Below are 16,732 nucleotides of genomic sequence, written 5' to 3'. Positions count from 1 at the left end.
GTGATATATTATGACAGTCAGCTCTTTCGAAATCTCATTAAAATTAGAGGTACAGGAAGATTAGTTGAATTGAAATCTTCCGTACGTAAAAACGGAGGAGAAAATAAATGTTTAGCTTTTATAGTACACTTTGTACGGAACTATATGATTACACAAAACCAGTCGGTTATTCTTTAAATGGTGATATTGAGTATTACAAAGAACGTTTAAAAGATTGTAGAGGAAGAATCCTCGAAGCCGCAGTAGGTTCAGGGCGTGTCATCATTCCGCTTCTAGAGGCTGGTTTTAAAGTGGATGGGATAGATTATTCACCTGAAATGCTAGATTCTTGTCGTAAGCGCTGTAAAGAGAGAGGCTTACATCCTAATTTATATGAAGGAAGCTTGCAACAATTTTCACTTCCGTATAAATATGACGCAATTATCATTCCTACTGGATCTTTTTGTTTAATTGAAAATCGTGTGGATTCTATAAATGCATTGAAATGTTTTTATGAACATCTTAATCCAGATGGACGATTAATCGTAGATATTATGCTTCCGCATGACTGGAAGACTGGGGAAATTCATACATCGACTTTCTCTTTGCCGAGTGGAGACGGAATCACATTAGAAAATAAATCAATTGAAATAGATTGGCTGAACCAAGTTACTGTATCATATTTGAAATATGAAAAGTGGAGTAAAGGACAGTTAGTACAAACAGAACTACAACGCTTTGCGCTGCGCTGGTATGGAATAGAAGAGTTTAAACTTCTGTTAGAAAGTATAGGTTTCTCTAACATTACTTGCTCTGCTGAATATGATTATGAAAAAGAACCGTCAAATGCAAATCAAATGATTACTTTTGAAGCTATGCGAAAAGAATAGAACTAAAAATATGAATAAAAAATAAGGCAATCGATTTAAAATCGGCTGCCTTATTTTTAATTTTATGTAATGGTTTATAGAGAAAGATTGGAGGGAAATAAATGAAACTTATATTAATATTTGGCCCACAAGCAGTTGGAAAAATGACAGTGGGGCAATAATTAGCAACATTAACCGGTTTAAAACTTTTTCATAACCACATGACAATTGATTTAGTAAGTCCAATTTTTGATTACAGTACGAAAGAAGCAAAAAGACTAGTAAGTTTATTTCGTAATGAAATATTTGAAGAAGTATCTAAAAGTGATTTATCTGGAATGATTTTTACGTATATATGGGCATTTGACCTCCAAGCGGATTGGGATTATATACATAATGTAGAAAGTATTTTTGAATCAAAAGGTGGGACAGTGTATTTTGTAGAGCTGGAAGCGGAATTAGATGAAAGATTAGAACGAAATAAAAGCCCGAATAGATTAGAACATAAACCGAAAAAAAGAGATATTGAGTGGTCTGAAAATAATTTGAAAGAAACGATGAAAAAGCATAGATTAAACTCTCTTCATGGTGAAATTGAAAAAGAAGAGTATATAAAAATTAATAACACGTATTTGAGTGCAAAAGAAGTGGCGGAAATGATTAAAGAGAAGTTTCAATTGTGAAATTTTTGAAGTCTATTTCGTTTTCGTTGTCCAAGCATTCTCCTACTAATTACATATACTATTTATGTTAAAGTCGGCTACTATTTAATATAGGGCTGTTATTTTCCTATAAATGCTATTTTAGTGAAGTGGGAGGAATCAATTTGGAAAACGTAGAACAAGATAGAATTGAAAATCAAGTGTATTCAAATCGTGTAGTAAGATCAGAATTTGATTCGAATTGGGAAACTTGTATATCAAAGAGTGGTTATGTAATTTATGTAGCAACAAGTAATAATGCTGAAGTAATAGTGCTTCTTGCAGATGGTTCAAGTAAATTATTAATTTTCGAAAAAGGCGGTAAAGTAGTAGTTGGTGGCGGTGGAACAAGTCATTACAGTAAGCCGCATATTGCAAGAAATATTTAAGATAGAACATGTTAATTAAGAAGAAGCTGGAAAACGGTTGTCATTCATGTTTAGGGCATGATAGACGAACCGTTTTTTTATTTGTTTATAAATTTAGAAGAACTTCATTGATTACAAATACATCAGGATGAGCAGCGAAATTAGAAGAAAACTTGGCGGGTAATGGTACAAAATATTATGTACGTTTGCAAGAATCTTACAGCGATATAAAAAAGCATTTCCTATTTGGGGAAACACTACTTCTATGTTATAGTATAATAGTGTTTTTAGATGGTGCTATTTTAATATATCTATAGTTTTGTTATGTATTATTTTTATATTAAATTAGCACCTAAAGTATTTTTTTATAAGGAGTAGTAATTAGAGAAATGAAAAATATAGACTTTATACTAGAAAGTGACGAGGCATTAAAACCGTCTGAACGATTAGTACTATTATTATTAGAGAAGCATAGAATGTTATATACAAACGATCTATTGGCATTATCAAATTTATCATATAAAACATTAACAGATTCATTAACGGCGCTAGTTTTAAAATCGTATGTGTTAAAGGAAACAGGTAAGGGAAGAAGACAGAATTGCTATAGATTAGTATGATAAGGCAGCTGTTTTAGAAACTTTTACGTATGTTTTTTCAATTGTAAGGTGAAATTGTATTTTTGTTTTCAAACCAAAAACTTACTATAAGAGGGGCTAAGATAGTAGCGTTTCATTTTTGTAAATGTAATTATTCCATCATTGAAAATACAAAAATAAAATAAACCGCATAAAACAGAAATAAAAAAACAATCCATTTTAAAAATGGATTGTTTTTTTATTGGAATAATATTATTTGATATGTTGAAAGCATAAATAGCAGAATAAACATTACCTGTTTTATTTCATGCAACTGAACAAATATGATGAAAACTATGTGTATAGTTTTTTGCTTGCTTTTTCAGTAACTCTAATGAAATCATGGTCTTCATTGTTTAAAGGCAGTATTTTTAACATTATTGCTATTCAGCATTAAGCACAAAAAGGGATATATAATATTATTATGTAAACTTAAGGTTTTAAAAGGAGAATGTAATAATTAATAGAACATGTAGAAGGAGATGCTTAAATAGTTTGAAGGATGGGAGATTATTATGGAGCATTTACAATCAATAGCACAAGCTGTTATAAGTGGTCATAAGGGAAAAGTAGTGAAGTTTATAAAGGCGAGTCCAAGTATTGTTAACGAATGTAGTGAAGATGGCTGGACACCACTTCATTTAGCAGCTTATTTTGGACAAAAAGAAATAGCGAGTTTTCTTTTAGAAAGCGGTGCAGATATACATAGTAGAGCGAAAAACGAAAATGAAAATACGCCTTTGCAAGCAGCAATCGCGAACAAGCAAAGTGAACTTGTTGCTTTCTTAATTGAAAAAGGATCAAATGTAAATATTATGCAAAGTGGTGGCTGGACAGGACTTCACGAAGCGGCATTATTAGGAAATGAAGAAATAATTATGCTACTCCTTAAAAATGGAGCTAATAAGATGATAAAGAAAAATGATGGGAAAACAGCGTATGATATTGCATTAGAAAAAGGATATGATCACCTTTTACATCATTTGAAACAGGAAGTGAACTTATGATGAATAAATGGAGTGTTGGTATATTTTTATTTAATGAAGTAGAAGTGTTAGATTTTGCAGGACCATTTGAAGTTTTTTCTGTAACTGAGGTGAATGAAGAAAAACCATTTACTGTTTATACAGTTAGCGAGAATGGAGAAATGATTACAGCAAGGAATGGATTGAAGGTACAGCCAGATTATAGTATTGAAAATTTACCACCAGTGGATATTTTAATAATTCCGGGTGGGCTAGGTGCTAGAAAATATGAAATAAAAAATGAAATAGTAATAAAATGGATTCGCCAACAAATGAAAGAAGTAAAGCTGATGACTTCAGTTTGTACAGGAGCGTTATTACTGGCGAAAGCAGGTTTACTGGAAGGGTTAAAAGCAACAACACATTGGGCTAGTATTGAAAAGTTTAAAAATGAGTTTCAAAATGTTGAAGTTATAGAAAATGTAAAGTTTGTAGATGAAGGACATATTATAACATCTGCCGGAATTTCAGCTGGAATTAATATGGCATTTCATATTGTGAAAAACTTGTTAGGTGTGCATGTTGCGGAGGACACAGCGAAGCGAATGGAGTATGATATTAGTTTGCCAAATTAAAAAGCCCGGATTGGGCTTTTTATATTGAATGAATATAGTTAAGCTCTTCATCACTCAAAATAGGGCGAACAGATGCATTTGCATTTTCTTGTGCTTGCGTTCCTGACTTCGCACCAGGAATTACAACACTTACTGCCGGATGAGAGAGTACATAGCGAAGTGCAAGTTGCCCTAGGGTCTGATTTTTTTTTGAGAGCAACCGAAGTTTCTCTACGGTTTGTAAGTCTTCTTGAAACCAAGTTTCATTTGGCCAATCTTTGCGTAAATCTCCATCTGGAAAAATTGTTTTATTTGTAAATTTTCCAGTTAAAATGCCCATTTTTAATGGACCACGAATAACAGCCCCTAGATTTTTCTCTTGTAAGAATGGTAATATATCTTTTTCTGGTTTTCGATTTAATATATTGTAATCAAGTTGTACGATATCAATTTCGTTGTTGTTATTGAAATGATGAATGTATTGTAAATCATGAGTCGAAACACCGACTGCTCTTACTTTGCCATCACGTTTTAATATGTCAAATGCACGTAGAAATGCTTCTGTTTCTCTACGATTATGCCACCAAATATGACAAAAATAAAGATCAATATAATCTGTTTGAAGACGTTGTAAACTTGTTTCAAATACGGCGATGATTTTTTCAGGAGTATCATATACAGGAACGCCATTAGGGTCGTAGTGATGTCCGATTAAACCACCTTTCGTTGATAGTATAATATCATTACGATGTCCTTTAATCGCGGTAGCCACCAACTTTTCACTATGTCCTAAACCATACACATCCGCAGTATCAATAAAATTCACACCACACTCAATGGCTTTTTTTATAGCAGTTATAGATTGTTTATCGTTAACAGGTCCCCATTCATCACCACCGATTGCCCATGCCCCAAAACCTATTTCAGAAACAGTTATTCCAGTGTTACCTAATGTGCGGTAATGCATATTTCCCCTCCTTGTAAGCATGTTATAACATGGATATGTAGGGAAGGAATTTTGTGTGTGAAAAAACTCTTCTACAATAGTAGAAAAAGAATTACAGAAACTACTATTTTATAGCAGCATGTATAAAAAAAATCGGTGTAAATATGGAAATGTCGTCGAATGCTATCTTTAATTGGTTAATTTATGGGATATTTTTGTGAAGGAGTTTATTTTATAAGAATAGAATTTAGTTTAGTAAGAAAACGTGCCGATGGTAGTGAAAAATATGGGTTAGGGGGATTTGAATGAGGAAACTCAAACGAGTAAATGTTCCTAATATACCAGAGCAGTTATCACAACCTAGTGACAAGCGTAGGATAAATAAAAAGAAGTTAAGGCGACTTATTTTAATGGTCCTTTTTATTGCAGCAACTACTCTGTACGTTCAATATATTTTAACGAAACAACAAGAAGTAATTGATAAGAAGAAAGGTACGATTACGGATCAAAAGGAACAATTAGTATCTTTAAAGAAAGATAAAGATTCTTTAAAGACTAACATAGAAAATTTAACAGACGATGAGGAAGAAATTTTGAAGTTTGCGAGAAAAGAGTATCAATTTTCTAAGTCAAATGAAACTATATTTGTGATGCCCAAGTAATGAAAAAAATAGTTAGCCGTCGCTAACTGTTTTTTTATGTATGAATGTAATGGTACAAGGAATAATCACATATTGTAAAAATGAAGAGTTTAAGCTATTTTCATAGATATGGAATATGCACTAAAATAAATGTTGTTAAAATTCTGTCAATTATATTATAATACAAGGTAAGTGGATACATTTTTTAATCAACGTTGAGTTCCTCGCTCATACGACTATTAAGAAACCCGTTATCCTCGTATACGAAAGGAAGATAGCTGTGTACGCTTCAAATACAATTTATATCGTAGGGGATGCGAAAGCACCTCAAAATAATCCCATTACTGAAAAGTTTAAAAGCTATTTCGTAGCATTTGTACTTGTTAAGGATACAGGGGAAATTGTAGATGCAGACTGCTCAGCGACAATTGCATTAACATCTCAATTTGTTAAATATTTATTTCTACATAAAAATATAAATGACCCGGCATTAGTAATGGAAGTAAAGAACCGATATTTCGGTTCTTCTCAAAAAGCGTTACTTGTAGCGCTAAAAGATGCACAGAAAAAATATAATCAGATTGCTGCTTTGTCTACTCAATCATAGACAAAATCCAGCCGTAAGAATCATTCTTATGGCTGGATTTTTTTATTTCACATTATCGTTCTACATCAAAAGTAAACGAAAACAAAGTAGAGTGATAGAAGAGTAAATGTCCAATGGGTTTACCTAATAATTCGTGGGTATAAATCTCCGGTGGATTAAGATTTCACTTCATTGGGGAACGAAAGGATGAACAAAATGAAAATTACAGATGTAAAAGTAAATCGTAGACGTGTAAAACTGCATACACCGTTTAAAACCGCACTTCGTACTGTAACAGAAATTGAAAGTATAGATGTTTATATTCATACAGACGAAGGAGTGATTGGTAAGGGGGCTGCAGCCGCAACGCCAGTTATTACGGGGGATTTCACCAGCGGAATGGAAGAAGCGATTTTAGGACCGATGCGTTCATGTTTAATTGGTCAAAATATCATTCAGTTTCAGCAGTTACTACAGGGCATTCAAATGAGTTGTATTGGAAATTCAAGTTCGAAAGCAGCGGTAGATATCGCTTTATATGATGTATATTGCCAATATCAAAATGTGCCGTTATATGCATTGTTAGGCGGGAAGAAAGAAATTCATACCGATATTACAGTGAGTGTAGATGAGCCTGTATTAATGGCAAAAGAAGCGAAGAAACATATAGAAAAAGGATTTCAAACATTGAAGATTAAAGTGGGTAAAGAGGCGCATTTAGATTTGGAACGTATTGAGGCAATTCGAAATGTGGTACCAAGAAATACGACATTACGTTTAGATGCGAATCAAGGTTGGAGTCCAAAAGAAGCGGTCTCTATCATTCAAGAGATGGAAAATCGTAATTTAAATATAGAATTTATTGAACAACCAGTACACGCGAAAGATTGGGATGGGTTAAAGTACGTCAAAGATCGTGTGCAAACGCCAATTATGGCCGATGAAAGTATATTTTCAGCAAGTGACGCATTAAAGCTCGTTCAAGGAAGATATGCAGACTTCATTAATATTAAATTAATGAAATGTGGTGGCATACGTGAAGCATGGCGTATTGCAGATATCGCAGAAACAGCTGGTGTGAAGTGTATGGTGGGCAGCATGATGGAGTCTTCACTTTCCGTTAGTGCTGTTGCGCATTTAGCGGCAGCGCATCCTAATATTCATTATTTTGATCTTGATGCACCGCTTTGGTTAATGGAAGAGCCAGAAGGAATGACTTATTCTGGATCAAAGATAAACCTTCAATCGACAGTGAATAGTAAGTTTTAGGAGAAGAGACTAGTAAACTATCTTTTAAGGGGGATAAATATGAAAAAAGTAGGAACTGCATTTTTAACAACTTTATTTATATTTTCATCGTTTACATCGGCAAATGCTGAAGAAAAGAAGGATAATAAAGCATTTATAGATGTATCTGCTGCAACGTTATGGACAGTACCTGATTCATTAAGGCCAATCGATACACCGAGTGCAACAAATCCAGTGGATCTATGGAAATGGACGAAATCAATGACACTTGACGAGAAACTATGGTTAACAAATGCAAATAAATTAGAAACACAAGCGTTACTCGGTCAAGAAGTAACTGTTATTGATAAGAAAGGTGAATGGGTGAAGGTATTAGTGCATGGACAGCCAACGCCACGAAATGAAGAAGGTTATCCGGGCTGGATGCCTGAAAAGCAATTAACATATAATCAAGAATTTGCAGATAAAACAAATGAACCTTTTGTGTTAATAACAAAGCCAACAGCGATTTTATATATAAATCCTTCTGAAAAACATAAATCACTTGAAGTCAGTTATAATACAAGACTGCCGCTATTAAGTGAAGACACAATTTCATACCGTGTATTGTTGCCAAATGGTCAGAAAGCTTGGCTACGAAAAAATGATGGAACGGTTTACCGTTCTCAAAATGATATTCCAACCCCGGCGGCCGATGATTTAATAAACACAGGGAAAATGTTTTTAGGTTTACCGTATATATGGGCTGGTACAAGTGGTTTTGGATTTGATTGCTCTGGCTTCACGCATACGATCTATAAATCGCACGGCATTACAATTCCGCGAGATTCTGGACCACAATCAAGAGCAGGAGTTGCAGTTGATAAAGAAAATCTACAAAAAGGAGATTTAATTTTCTTTGCACATGATCAAGGGAAAGGTAGTGTCCATCACGTCGCAATGTATATTGGTGATGGCAATATGATTCACTCACCAAGAGCTGAAAGATCGGTAGAGATTATACCGCTAAATACACCAGGATATATAGAAGAATACGCTGGTGCTCGTCGTTACTTACCTTAAAAATAGAGGGGGTTTTTAAATGAAAAAAGTTGTTCGTTACTCATTAGTTAGTACTCTATTAGTTTCTTCATTTTTAGTTGGTTGCGCAAAAGAAAAAACTGCAACAAAGCCCAAAGATAAGAAGAAAGTATTACAGTTACTAGAAACGGGTGAAATTCCGTCGTTAAACTCAGTGAAAGTCACAGATGCAATCTCGTTTAACGTTTTGAATAACGTAATGGAAGGACTATTCCGTCTATCGAAAAATGATGAAGTAATTGAGGCAGGCGCACAAAAATATGAAGTGAGTAAAGATGGAAAGACATATACATTCCAATTGCGTGATGCGAAATGGTCTAACGGAGATCCAGTAACCGCCCATGATTACGTATACGCTTGGAAGCAATTGATTAATCCAGATACAGCTTCTCAATATGCATACATTGCGTACGATGTAAAAAATGCTGAGAAGATAAATAAAAAACAACTAGGTCTAGATGAATTAGGAGTAAAAGCGAAGGATGATAAAACATTCGTCGTAGAGCTAGAACATCCTGTACCGTATTTTACGAAATTATTAATTTTACCATCCTTCTATCCAATTAACGAAAAATATGCGAAAGAGCAAGGTGATAAATATGGATTAGAAGCAAATAAAGCGGTATATAATGGACCGTTTACATTATCAGAGTGGAAGCATGAAGCTAGCTTTACAATGAAGAAAAACGATAAGTATTGGGATAAAAAAGAAGTGAAGTTAGATGAAGTAAACTATCAAATTGTAAAAGAAATTTCAACTGCGGTAAATTTATATGAAACAGATAAAGTTGATAGAGCTGTTATTTCTACAGAATTCGTAGATAAATATAAAAATAATAAAGAGCTAAAACAATATACAGATCCAGTTATGTACTTCTTCCGATTTAATGAAAATGTACCGATTCTTAAAAATAAAAATGCACGTCTTGCGCTAAGTACAGTTTTTGATAAGAAGGGACTCGCAGATTCATTTTTAAATGATGGGTCGGTTGCAGCAAACTATTACGTACCAAAAGGATTCTTAAAGGGCCCAGATAAGAAAGATTTTAGAAGTACGGCAGGTGAGTTTAATAAAACTGATGTAAAAAAAGCGAAAGAATATTGGGAGAAAGCAAAACAAGAGACAGGTACAAATGAAGTGACGTTAGAACTATTAAATTATGACTTAGAAAACTTTAAAAAAGTTGGAGAGTACATTAAAGAGCAGCTTGAGAAAAACTTACCAGGCTTAAAAGTGAATGTGAAATTACAGCCACATACGCAAAAATTAGCACTTGAGAAGAAGAAAGAATATGAAATGTCGTTATCACGCTGGTTACCGGATTATCCAGATCCAATGACTTATTTAGAAGTATTTCTTTCTGGAAGCAGTGTTAATAATACAGAATATGCAAACCCAGAATATGATGCGTTAATTAAGAAGATTAAAACAGAATTAGGTAATGATGAAAAGGCTCGCTGGAAAGCAATGCAAGATGCTGAAAAAATGCTACTTGATGATGCAGTAATTGCACCGGTATTCCAGCGCGGATTATCTTACTTACAAAAACCATATGTGAAAGATTTATATGTACATCAATTTGGTCCAGCTACAAGTTTAAAATGGGCAGATGTACAAAAATAAAAGAATGGGGAAACAGACTTCACGTATGTGATAGTCTGTTTTTTTGTACAGTTCCGAATGAAATATAGACATTTCATATGTTTTTTTACGACTTAAAAATAAAATTATTACTAAAATTCCAGTGTGAAATTTATGTAGAATCTTGTATAATTAACGTGTTTCTATGGAAACATTTTCTTGCGCTATTTCTATAGGATTTAATAGAACAAGGAAGGAAATACATACATGTATATAATAGACAAATAGAATGGAACATGTATAGAGAAAAAGGAGAGAAAAGATGGCGTGTCAAAGACAAGGGTTACAAGTTAATAACGATAGAAAGAGGGACAGAAGATGAAAATGAAGCATGCTTTTGGTCCTATAATTTTAGCGTGTGTGCTTTTTTTCATTATCATTCTAATCCCATCGAAAAGTTTAGTATCGCTTATTAGTGATAAGAAGGTAGAAGATGCGGCTACTTCTTTACAAAAAGAGAAATTACAAAGTGTTTTCTTACAGCAAAAAATGTTAGAGAATTCACAGTATTTACCGATGTACGGTTCATCAGAATTTTTACGAATGGATGCATATCATCCGTCTAATTATTTCAAAGTAAATCCAGCTGGTTTTACACCGTTTTTAATTGGAACTGGCGGTACACAAAGTTTAGCTCATATTTTAAATATGACATCTACTATGGATGAATTAGAAGGTAAAAAAGTAGTCTTTGTTCTTTCACCACAATGGTTTACAAAGACTGGTGTATCACAAGGGGATTTCACTAATAATTTCTCCAAACAACAAGCATATCATTTTATTTTTAATGATGAGATAAATCCAGAAATGAAGAAGCAAATCGCGAAACGGCTATTAGATTATAAAGTTGTTCAAGAAGATGATATATTAAAAAATTCATTAGAAGGTATTGTATATAATGATACGAAACATAACATAAAAGCAGGTTTAGTTAAACCACTTGCTTATATGCATCGAAATATTTTAGATCATAGAGATTTATTTAACTCTTTATTTAAAATCGAACCGATGAAAGAGAAAACAAATATCGGACTTCGTTCAATTTCTTGGGAAGACGCACGTAAACACGCAGAACAAGAAGGGAAAGCAGAGTCTACTACAAATACATTCGGAATTGAAAATCCGTATTATCATAAGAATAATCTGAAGAAAAAACTAAAAGGTTTAAAAAACTTTAGAGCAAATGAAACATATGATGAATCACCAGAATACGATGATTTACAAATTATTTTAGATTTATTTAAAGAGAAAAATGTCAAACCACTCTTTATTTCTGTACCTGTCAATGGGCCTTGGTATGATTATACTGGATTCCCGAAAGAACGCCGTGAAGTGTATTATAAAAAAGTTCGAGAACAGGTTGAGAAAGCAGGATATCCAGTAGTTGATTTCTCTGGTCATGAATATGATAAGTATTTCTTAAAAGATACGATTCATTTGGGCTGGAAAGGTTGGATTTATTTTGATGAAGCAGTGCAGAAATTTAATTCTGAGAAATAAAGTATAGAAATCGGAATGGCTATGAGCCGTTCCGATTTTTTTAGTATAGAGGATTTTGGTGAGGACAATTTGGGAATGCATGTATATCTTGAATCTGTCTATAATCATAATGTTTCATTGCGAACTGGGCTTGATAAAGGTATTCATACACATATAATTGACCATCATGAGCTGAACATAATACACCAGAAGTTCCTTGCCCATTTATGAAGGAAATACCGATAGGGCGTCCGATTAAGTATAGTATTTTTTGCTGCCAATGCATAGGGGAATCACTCCTTTTTGAGATAATATACGAAAGAAATGATCAAACGGTTGCTTATCCATGTAAATGTAGATGGAAAGGTGTTATATAATTCTTGAAGATTAATTCATATATAAATAAATAAAAAACCGCTATAACTCCGAATGAATTTATAGCGGTTTTTGTTATATTCTTAAGCAAGATTTTTACGCTTTTTTGTCCATTTTTTTATAACGAAGTATAAAAGTATAAGTACGACGCCACCAATTGCGAATGATTTCACATAAGGACCAGCAATATCGTTAATATTTTCCCAATTTTCACCTAGTTTTTCACCTAAATAAATGAAAATAATAGACCAAGGGATAATCGCAAGTGCTGTTAATGTAGTGAAACGTAGTAAAGGCATTTTTGTAATACCAGCAGGAATTGAAATCGCATGACGCACTACTGGAATGAAGCGTGCTGTAAAAATGACGCCAGTTCCGTAACGATTAAACCAATCTTCTGCAGCATCTATTTGTTTTTTATGTATGAAAATATATTTTCCATAACGTTCTAATATAGGGCGTCCGCCGTATCGTCCAAGCCAATAAATAAAGATTTGGGCAATAACACCGCCAATTGTACCGAATACAACTGCGCCTATAAATGAGATACTTCCATTGAATACTAAGTATCCTGCATAAGCAAGGACAATTTCACTTGGGATAATTTCAATCATAAGTCCAAGCATAATGCCCCAATAACCTAATCCTTCAAAAAACGTTAATACTGAATGAATAAAACTACTTAACATTGTTGCACCTTCTAGTTTATGAATTTTTGAGTATAAGAACCTTTTATTTAATTACGTAAAAGGTTCACTATATGTAGATTATACCTTATTTACATAGGGGATTGCTATTTCAATTCTTTTATGTCTCTCATAAGTATTATAGTAAAGTATATAAGCTACGTTTTCATGAAGGGTTAATGAAAAGATTATTAAAAATTTCTCATATATCAATGATAATAGACTGAAAATTAAGTATAATGATATAGGTCTTTCATTTACAAAAATAGGAGGAGAACGTATGTATATTACAGATCCGATTTATGGACCAATCTCTATTCGTGATAGAGATATCCTTCGATTGATAGATACAAAAGCATTTCAAAGGTTGGCGAATATTAAACAACAAGGACATACTTATTTTTTACATGAGAACGCAATACATACGAGGAAAGAACATTCGATAGGTGTATATGTGCTAGTAAATAAAGTGATAGAACATCTTACTGAGATTGGTGACATACATTTATCGAAATATGAACGAAAGCTAGTATCTACTGTAGCCCTTCTACATGATGTTGGACATGGGCCATATTCACATTGTTTTCAGCAAATATCGGGTGAAGATCATAGTGAGTGGACGGTACGAATCATTCAAGAGGACGAAGAAATACGTACGATTTTAAATCAAACACCTAGATTATTAGATGATGTAACGAAAGCTTTAACAGAAGATGGAGTTTTTCCAATTATAGATGAGCTCTTATTTAATTCATTAGGAATGGATCAATTAGATTTTTGGAATAGAGATTTATATTACTCGTCGCTTGAATTAGAAGGTTTACAGATAGAAGAATTGATTGCTAACATGCGTTTAATTGACGGTAAACTTGTTATTGAAGAATCGGGAATCCCCTTCATCGAACAATTAATGAAAATGAAAGAAGGGCTTTACAATAATGGATTTGGCCACCCGTTTGTGATAGGAAAAGACATATTGCTGCAAACAATTTTTAAAATGATAGAGGAGAAAAATCTTTCGTTCTATACTCCTGAACTTCAAAACTTCTTTCATAAAGGAGAGAAGTTAGAAGTAGAAGACTTTCTTCCGTTACAAGATGAAATGATTTTAAATGAAATACAGTGCTTTGCAAAATCAGGTGATGTTGAAATAGGATCTTTAATTCAACTGTATGTTTCAGCAACCAAAAGTTTATCATTTCAAAAAGGAGTGGAGGGTGATTTTAAAAAGGAAAATAACAATTTAACGATAATAACTGAGAAAAAGGCGTACAGTTCATATGTAGGGAGTATTTACGTTTATAGTGAGGGGCAGTTAGAGGATATTTTAGAGAAATCAAATTTCATTCAAAAGATAGTAAAATTGCCTAAAAAAGAATATGCCTATTCTTTTTAAAGTGGTTTGAAAACATAAAATAGATGGGGTGGAAATGTGAACTGGAAAGAACGTCTTCTAGAATTAGATGATTTATCAATTATATTAGAATGGTATAACGATGAAGAATTACATAACATAGCAGATGTGAAACCATTTAAGCGATATACAATAGAAGAACTTCGGGAGTATTGGACTGAAAAATTAGCGCGGTCTTATGCAAGTTATCATGTAATAATAGTGAGAGATGAAGTAATAGGAAGAGTCGGATTAAAAAAGACGAAATATGATGATACCTATGTGATGGAATACTCTATTCTTATTGGCGTTTCGAATTTATATTCAAAAGGACTTGGAACAGAAATTACAAAGTATTTCATAAGTAAATCGTTTTTAGATTCCGATATACAAGCAGTTGTATTACAGGTAAGAGAAGACAACAAAAGGGCAATTCGTTGTTATGAGAAAGCTGGATTTAAAAAAGTAAAATCATATATAGAGAATGAAGTGAAAGTGTATGATATGCATAGAATTAAGAATGAGAAAATAGCACGGTAAAAAACAGTTAATTCTGAATGTAATGAGGGTTAGGGGGATATATGGAACCTTAAATGACACTACTTATAGATATGCGTAATACTACGGTTTTATATGAAACTTAAATTTAAATAAATCAAGCAAGCATTTGTTGTATATTTGGAACAGATGGTTGCTTGTTTTCGTTGTAAAAAAATAGAAGCATTTCTGCTCCTATTTTTTAAGGCTTCACATCTAAGTTCTGTAAAAATAAAGTTGCTGTTACGTAACGCTTTGCTAACATTTGTACATAAGCGGTATGTACAGAAAGGGTCGCAATAATAATAGCGTTACGAATTGCTTCGCGTTGTTCGTTATTAATTTGATCGAACTTACTTGCGATTTTATCAGCTTTTTCTTTTACGATGTTTTCAATTGTATGAACGGTATCTGTTGCATTTAATTGTAAGCAATTCCCTTGATTGAGTTCTTCAAATAAAGAAGAGTATGCTACATATAAATGAACAGGATTGATTAAATCATCACTTCGATCAGCTGGATCATTTACAATAAGGCGTAATAGCTTACGAATGGATTCAAAATCAAGTGCTGTTTTTAAATCTTCGACAATAAATAGTAAGGCTGCTTGTTCAATTGAATATTTTTTCCCTTTTTGAGGAGAGCCAATCATTTCTTTTATATCTCGTTTCACCCAGTTTTGCATAGCAGTTACAGAGAAACTTGTGTTTTCAATCTGATTGCCAAGCGCAACTATTTCATTTAAAGAAAAACCGACATCAGTATCGTCAATTTTAATCAGCTTTTCAAAAATAGGTGAAAGTGCGGTAGTAATAAAAGCTGTAACGCTTTGTCCGCTTTCAATATCTTTTTTATGTGACTTTGCCCAAGCTTCTTGTAAAATACCGAGAGGCTTTTTCGTATTCCATCCTCTTAGTGATAGAAGAAGGGTAGCCATTTCGTTTCGTGTGAGATGAAATGTTTCCATCTTTTCACCTCCAAAATAATAAAAAGTTCTTATGAACTTATAATATGTTTTGTTTCATTTAAAGTCAATTCTGTTTTGCTTAATTTTTCCTTTGTGACCAAACTGTTGAAAGTAAATAATACTTGCATATTTCGACAAAAGTTCATATAATAAGTTCATAAGAACCTTTAAAATGTTCTTAAAAACAAATCTATCATTCTGAATTTACTAGAAAGATAGATTTCACATATATCTATATAAAAGGAGAATGGATATAATATGTTGAAAAAACTTGTAGCAGTAATGACAGCATTCATGGTTATCTTTGGGGCTAGCAGCTTTATGTTCGTAGATCATGCAGCAGCGAAAAGTTACAAATCTGGTAAAAAATCATTTACACCAAGTTCAGGTCAAAAGTCAAAAGTTGATTTAAACAAAAAAGACTCAAATGTAAATTCTCAAAAAACGACTCCAGATTCGAAAACGAAAGCAACAAACACAGCACCAAAAAGTAATAAAGGAAGCTTTATGAAAGGTTTATTACTAGGTGGTCTTGGTGGTTTACTAATGGGTAGCTTATTTGCAAATATGGGAGCTCTTGGTTCTGTATTAGCATTTATGGTAAATATGTTAGTAATGGCTGGTATCGTAATGTTAGCAGTTCGTGCATTTAAATACTTCAAAGACCAACGTAAGAAGAAGGCAGATGAAGTAGCATGGAAACAATAAAAATTTCTGAACAAGAGCTTATAAATGCGCTTTGTATATATATCGCTGAAAAAAGACAAGTGGGTCCAGAAGAAGTATTAGTTGAACTCATGTATGATGACGACTACGGTTTCTCTGCGGAAGTAGAGGTAAATGGTCGCCAGCAAATTTTAATTCAAGCAAACTTAATCGAAGCTTTACGCTTATTGCTTGACAGAGAATATAATGTCAATTCATTCGCAGCGAGATTACAACTTGAATTAGATGACGAAGAAGGTATTTACGCATTAGCGAAATTTAATAACTCAGATGAGTAGAGAAGAGAGCTGTT

Annotated in this window: 19 protein-coding genes and 1 pseudogene; 16 read left to right on the top strand and 4 right to left on the bottom strand. The window is 33.1% G+C overall.

Annotated features, from left to right (window positions below; all coding sequences use genetic code 11):
- Positions 1-107 precede the first annotated feature (107 nt).
- The 6 genes and pseudogenes from AXW78_RS13825 to AXW78_RS13800 all read left to right on the top strand — a co-directional run bounded on the left by AXW78_RS13825 (position 108) and on the right by AXW78_RS13800 (position 4,155).
- Positions 108-869 (top strand): class I SAM-dependent methyltransferase, encoded by a 762-nt coding sequence (locus tag AXW78_RS13825; protein ID WP_000490915.1) that lies wholly within the window; start codon positions 108-110, stop codon positions 867-869.
- A gap of 101 nt (positions 870-970) precedes the next feature.
- Positions 971-1,531 (top strand): annotated as a pseudogene (locus AXW78_RS13820) (AAA family ATPase).
- Positions 1,532-1,674: 143 nt separating this feature from the next.
- Positions 1,675-1,938: a hypothetical protein gene (locus AXW78_RS13815; protein WP_000432429.1), complete on the top strand. Its 264-nt coding sequence runs from the start codon at positions 1,675-1,677 to the stop codon at positions 1,936-1,938.
- A 368-nt stretch (positions 1,939-2,306) separates the two neighbouring features.
- Positions 2,307-2,537: a hypothetical protein gene (locus tag AXW78_RS13810; protein ID WP_000789031.1), complete on the top strand. Its 231-nt coding sequence runs from the start codon at positions 2,307-2,309 to the stop codon at positions 2,535-2,537.
- Between the two features lie 533 nt (positions 2,538-3,070).
- On the top strand, positions 3,071-3,562 hold the full coding sequence (locus tag AXW78_RS13805; protein ID WP_000400677.1) for an ankyrin repeat domain-containing protein: 492 nt from the start codon (positions 3,071-3,073) through the stop codon (positions 3,560-3,562).
- On the top strand, positions 3,559-4,155 hold the full coding sequence (locus tag AXW78_RS13800) for a DJ-1/PfpI family protein (protein ID WP_000981426.1): 597 nt from the start codon (positions 3,559-3,561) through the stop codon (positions 4,153-4,155). Before AXW78_RS13805 ends, AXW78_RS13800 begins: the two co-directional genes overlap by 4 nt.
- 19 nt (positions 4,156-4,174) lie before the next feature.
- On the opposite strand, the gene AXW78_RS13795 is transcribed toward AXW78_RS13800, so the two are convergent.
- Positions 4,175-5,101 (bottom strand): aldo/keto reductase, encoded by a 927-nt coding sequence (locus AXW78_RS13795; protein ID WP_000559370.1) that lies wholly within the window; start codon positions 5,099-5,101, stop codon positions 4,175-4,177.
- 284 nt (positions 5,102-5,385) lie between these two features.
- On the opposite strand from AXW78_RS13795, the gene AXW78_RS13790 reads away from it, so the two are divergent.
- From AXW78_RS13790 to dltD, 6 genes are all read left to right on the top strand, one after another.
- Positions 5,386-5,742, top strand: a complete 357-nt coding sequence (locus AXW78_RS13790) for an FtsB family cell division protein (RefSeq protein ID WP_001228728.1) — start codon at positions 5,386-5,388, stop codon at positions 5,740-5,742.
- Positions 5,743-6,001: 259 nt separating this feature from the next.
- Positions 6,002-6,328, top strand: coding sequence for a DUF3870 domain-containing protein (locus AXW78_RS13785; protein WP_000271314.1), 327 nt, complete (start codon positions 6,002-6,004; stop codon positions 6,326-6,328).
- A gap of 186 nt (positions 6,329-6,514) precedes the next feature.
- On the top strand, positions 6,515-7,576 hold the full coding sequence (locus tag AXW78_RS13780) for a dipeptide epimerase (protein ID WP_001038461.1): 1,062 nt from the start codon (positions 6,515-6,517) through the stop codon (positions 7,574-7,576).
- 39 nt (positions 7,577-7,615) lie between these two features.
- The gene (locus AXW78_RS13775) at positions 7,616-8,617 is read left to right on the top strand and encodes a C40 family peptidase (RefSeq protein WP_000755429.1); all 1,002 of its coding nucleotides are present in this window, start codon (positions 7,616-7,618) and stop codon (positions 8,615-8,617) included.
- Positions 8,618-8,636: 19 nt separating this feature from the next.
- Complete coding sequence (locus AXW78_RS13770; RefSeq protein WP_061884277.1) at positions 8,637-10,259, top strand: peptide ABC transporter substrate-binding protein; 1,623 nt, start codon at positions 8,637-8,639, stop codon at positions 10,257-10,259.
- Positions 10,260-10,595: 336 nt separating this feature from the next.
- Entirely contained in the window at positions 10,596-11,777 is a 1,182-nt protein-coding gene (dltD, locus tag AXW78_RS13765) for a D-alanyl-lipoteichoic acid biosynthesis protein DltD (protein ID WP_000782300.1), read from the top strand.
- A 40-nt stretch (positions 11,778-11,817) separates the two neighbouring features.
- Here dltD and AXW78_RS13760 read toward each other — a convergent pair whose 3' ends face one another.
- Positions 11,818-12,042, bottom strand: coding sequence for a hypothetical protein (locus AXW78_RS13760; RefSeq protein WP_000558686.1), 225 nt, complete (start codon positions 12,040-12,042; stop codon positions 11,818-11,820).
- 172 nt (positions 12,043-12,214) lie between these two features.
- Positions 12,215-12,820: an undecaprenyl phosphate transporter UptA gene (locus AXW78_RS13755; protein WP_000952913.1), complete on the bottom strand. Its 606-nt coding sequence runs from the start codon at positions 12,818-12,820 to the stop codon at positions 12,215-12,217.
- 277 nt (positions 12,821-13,097) lie between these two features.
- On the opposite strand from AXW78_RS13755, the gene AXW78_RS13750 reads away from it, so the two are divergent.
- Complete coding sequence (locus tag AXW78_RS13750; RefSeq protein WP_000275989.1) at positions 13,098-14,213, top strand: HD domain-containing protein; 1,116 nt, start codon at positions 13,098-13,100, stop codon at positions 14,211-14,213.
- A 36-nt stretch (positions 14,214-14,249) separates the two neighbouring features.
- Positions 14,250-14,750 (top strand): GNAT family N-acetyltransferase, encoded by a 501-nt coding sequence (locus tag AXW78_RS13745; protein WP_001104067.1) that lies wholly within the window; start codon positions 14,250-14,252, stop codon positions 14,748-14,750.
- A gap of 199 nt (positions 14,751-14,949) precedes the next feature.
- Here AXW78_RS13745 and AXW78_RS13740 read toward each other — a convergent pair whose 3' ends face one another.
- Positions 14,950-15,714 (bottom strand): DUF1836 domain-containing protein, encoded by a 765-nt coding sequence (locus AXW78_RS13740; RefSeq protein ID WP_000447231.1) that lies wholly within the window; start codon positions 15,712-15,714, stop codon positions 14,950-14,952.
- A gap of 258 nt (positions 15,715-15,972) precedes the next feature.
- On the opposite strand from AXW78_RS13740, the gene AXW78_RS13735 reads away from it, so the two are divergent.
- Both AXW78_RS13735 and AXW78_RS13730 read left to right on the top strand, forming a co-directional pair.
- Positions 15,973-16,422 (top strand): hypothetical protein, encoded by a 450-nt coding sequence (locus tag AXW78_RS13735; RefSeq protein ID WP_000914478.1) that lies wholly within the window; start codon positions 15,973-15,975, stop codon positions 16,420-16,422.
- Entirely contained in the window at positions 16,410-16,718 is a 309-nt protein-coding gene (locus tag AXW78_RS13730; protein ID WP_000447750.1) for a YxcD family protein, read from the top strand. Before AXW78_RS13735 ends, AXW78_RS13730 begins: the two co-directional genes overlap by 13 nt.
- Positions 16,719-16,732: the final 14 nt, after the last annotated feature.

Origin of the sequence: Bacillus thuringiensis (assembly GCF_001595725.1) — a bacterium.
Classification (GTDB): domain Bacteria; phylum Bacillota; class Bacilli; order Bacillales; family Bacillaceae_G; genus Bacillus_A; species Bacillus_A thuringiensis_K.
The sequence above is the reverse complement of the archived record's forward strand: the minus strand, read 5'-3'. Positions and strand labels throughout refer to the sequence as shown.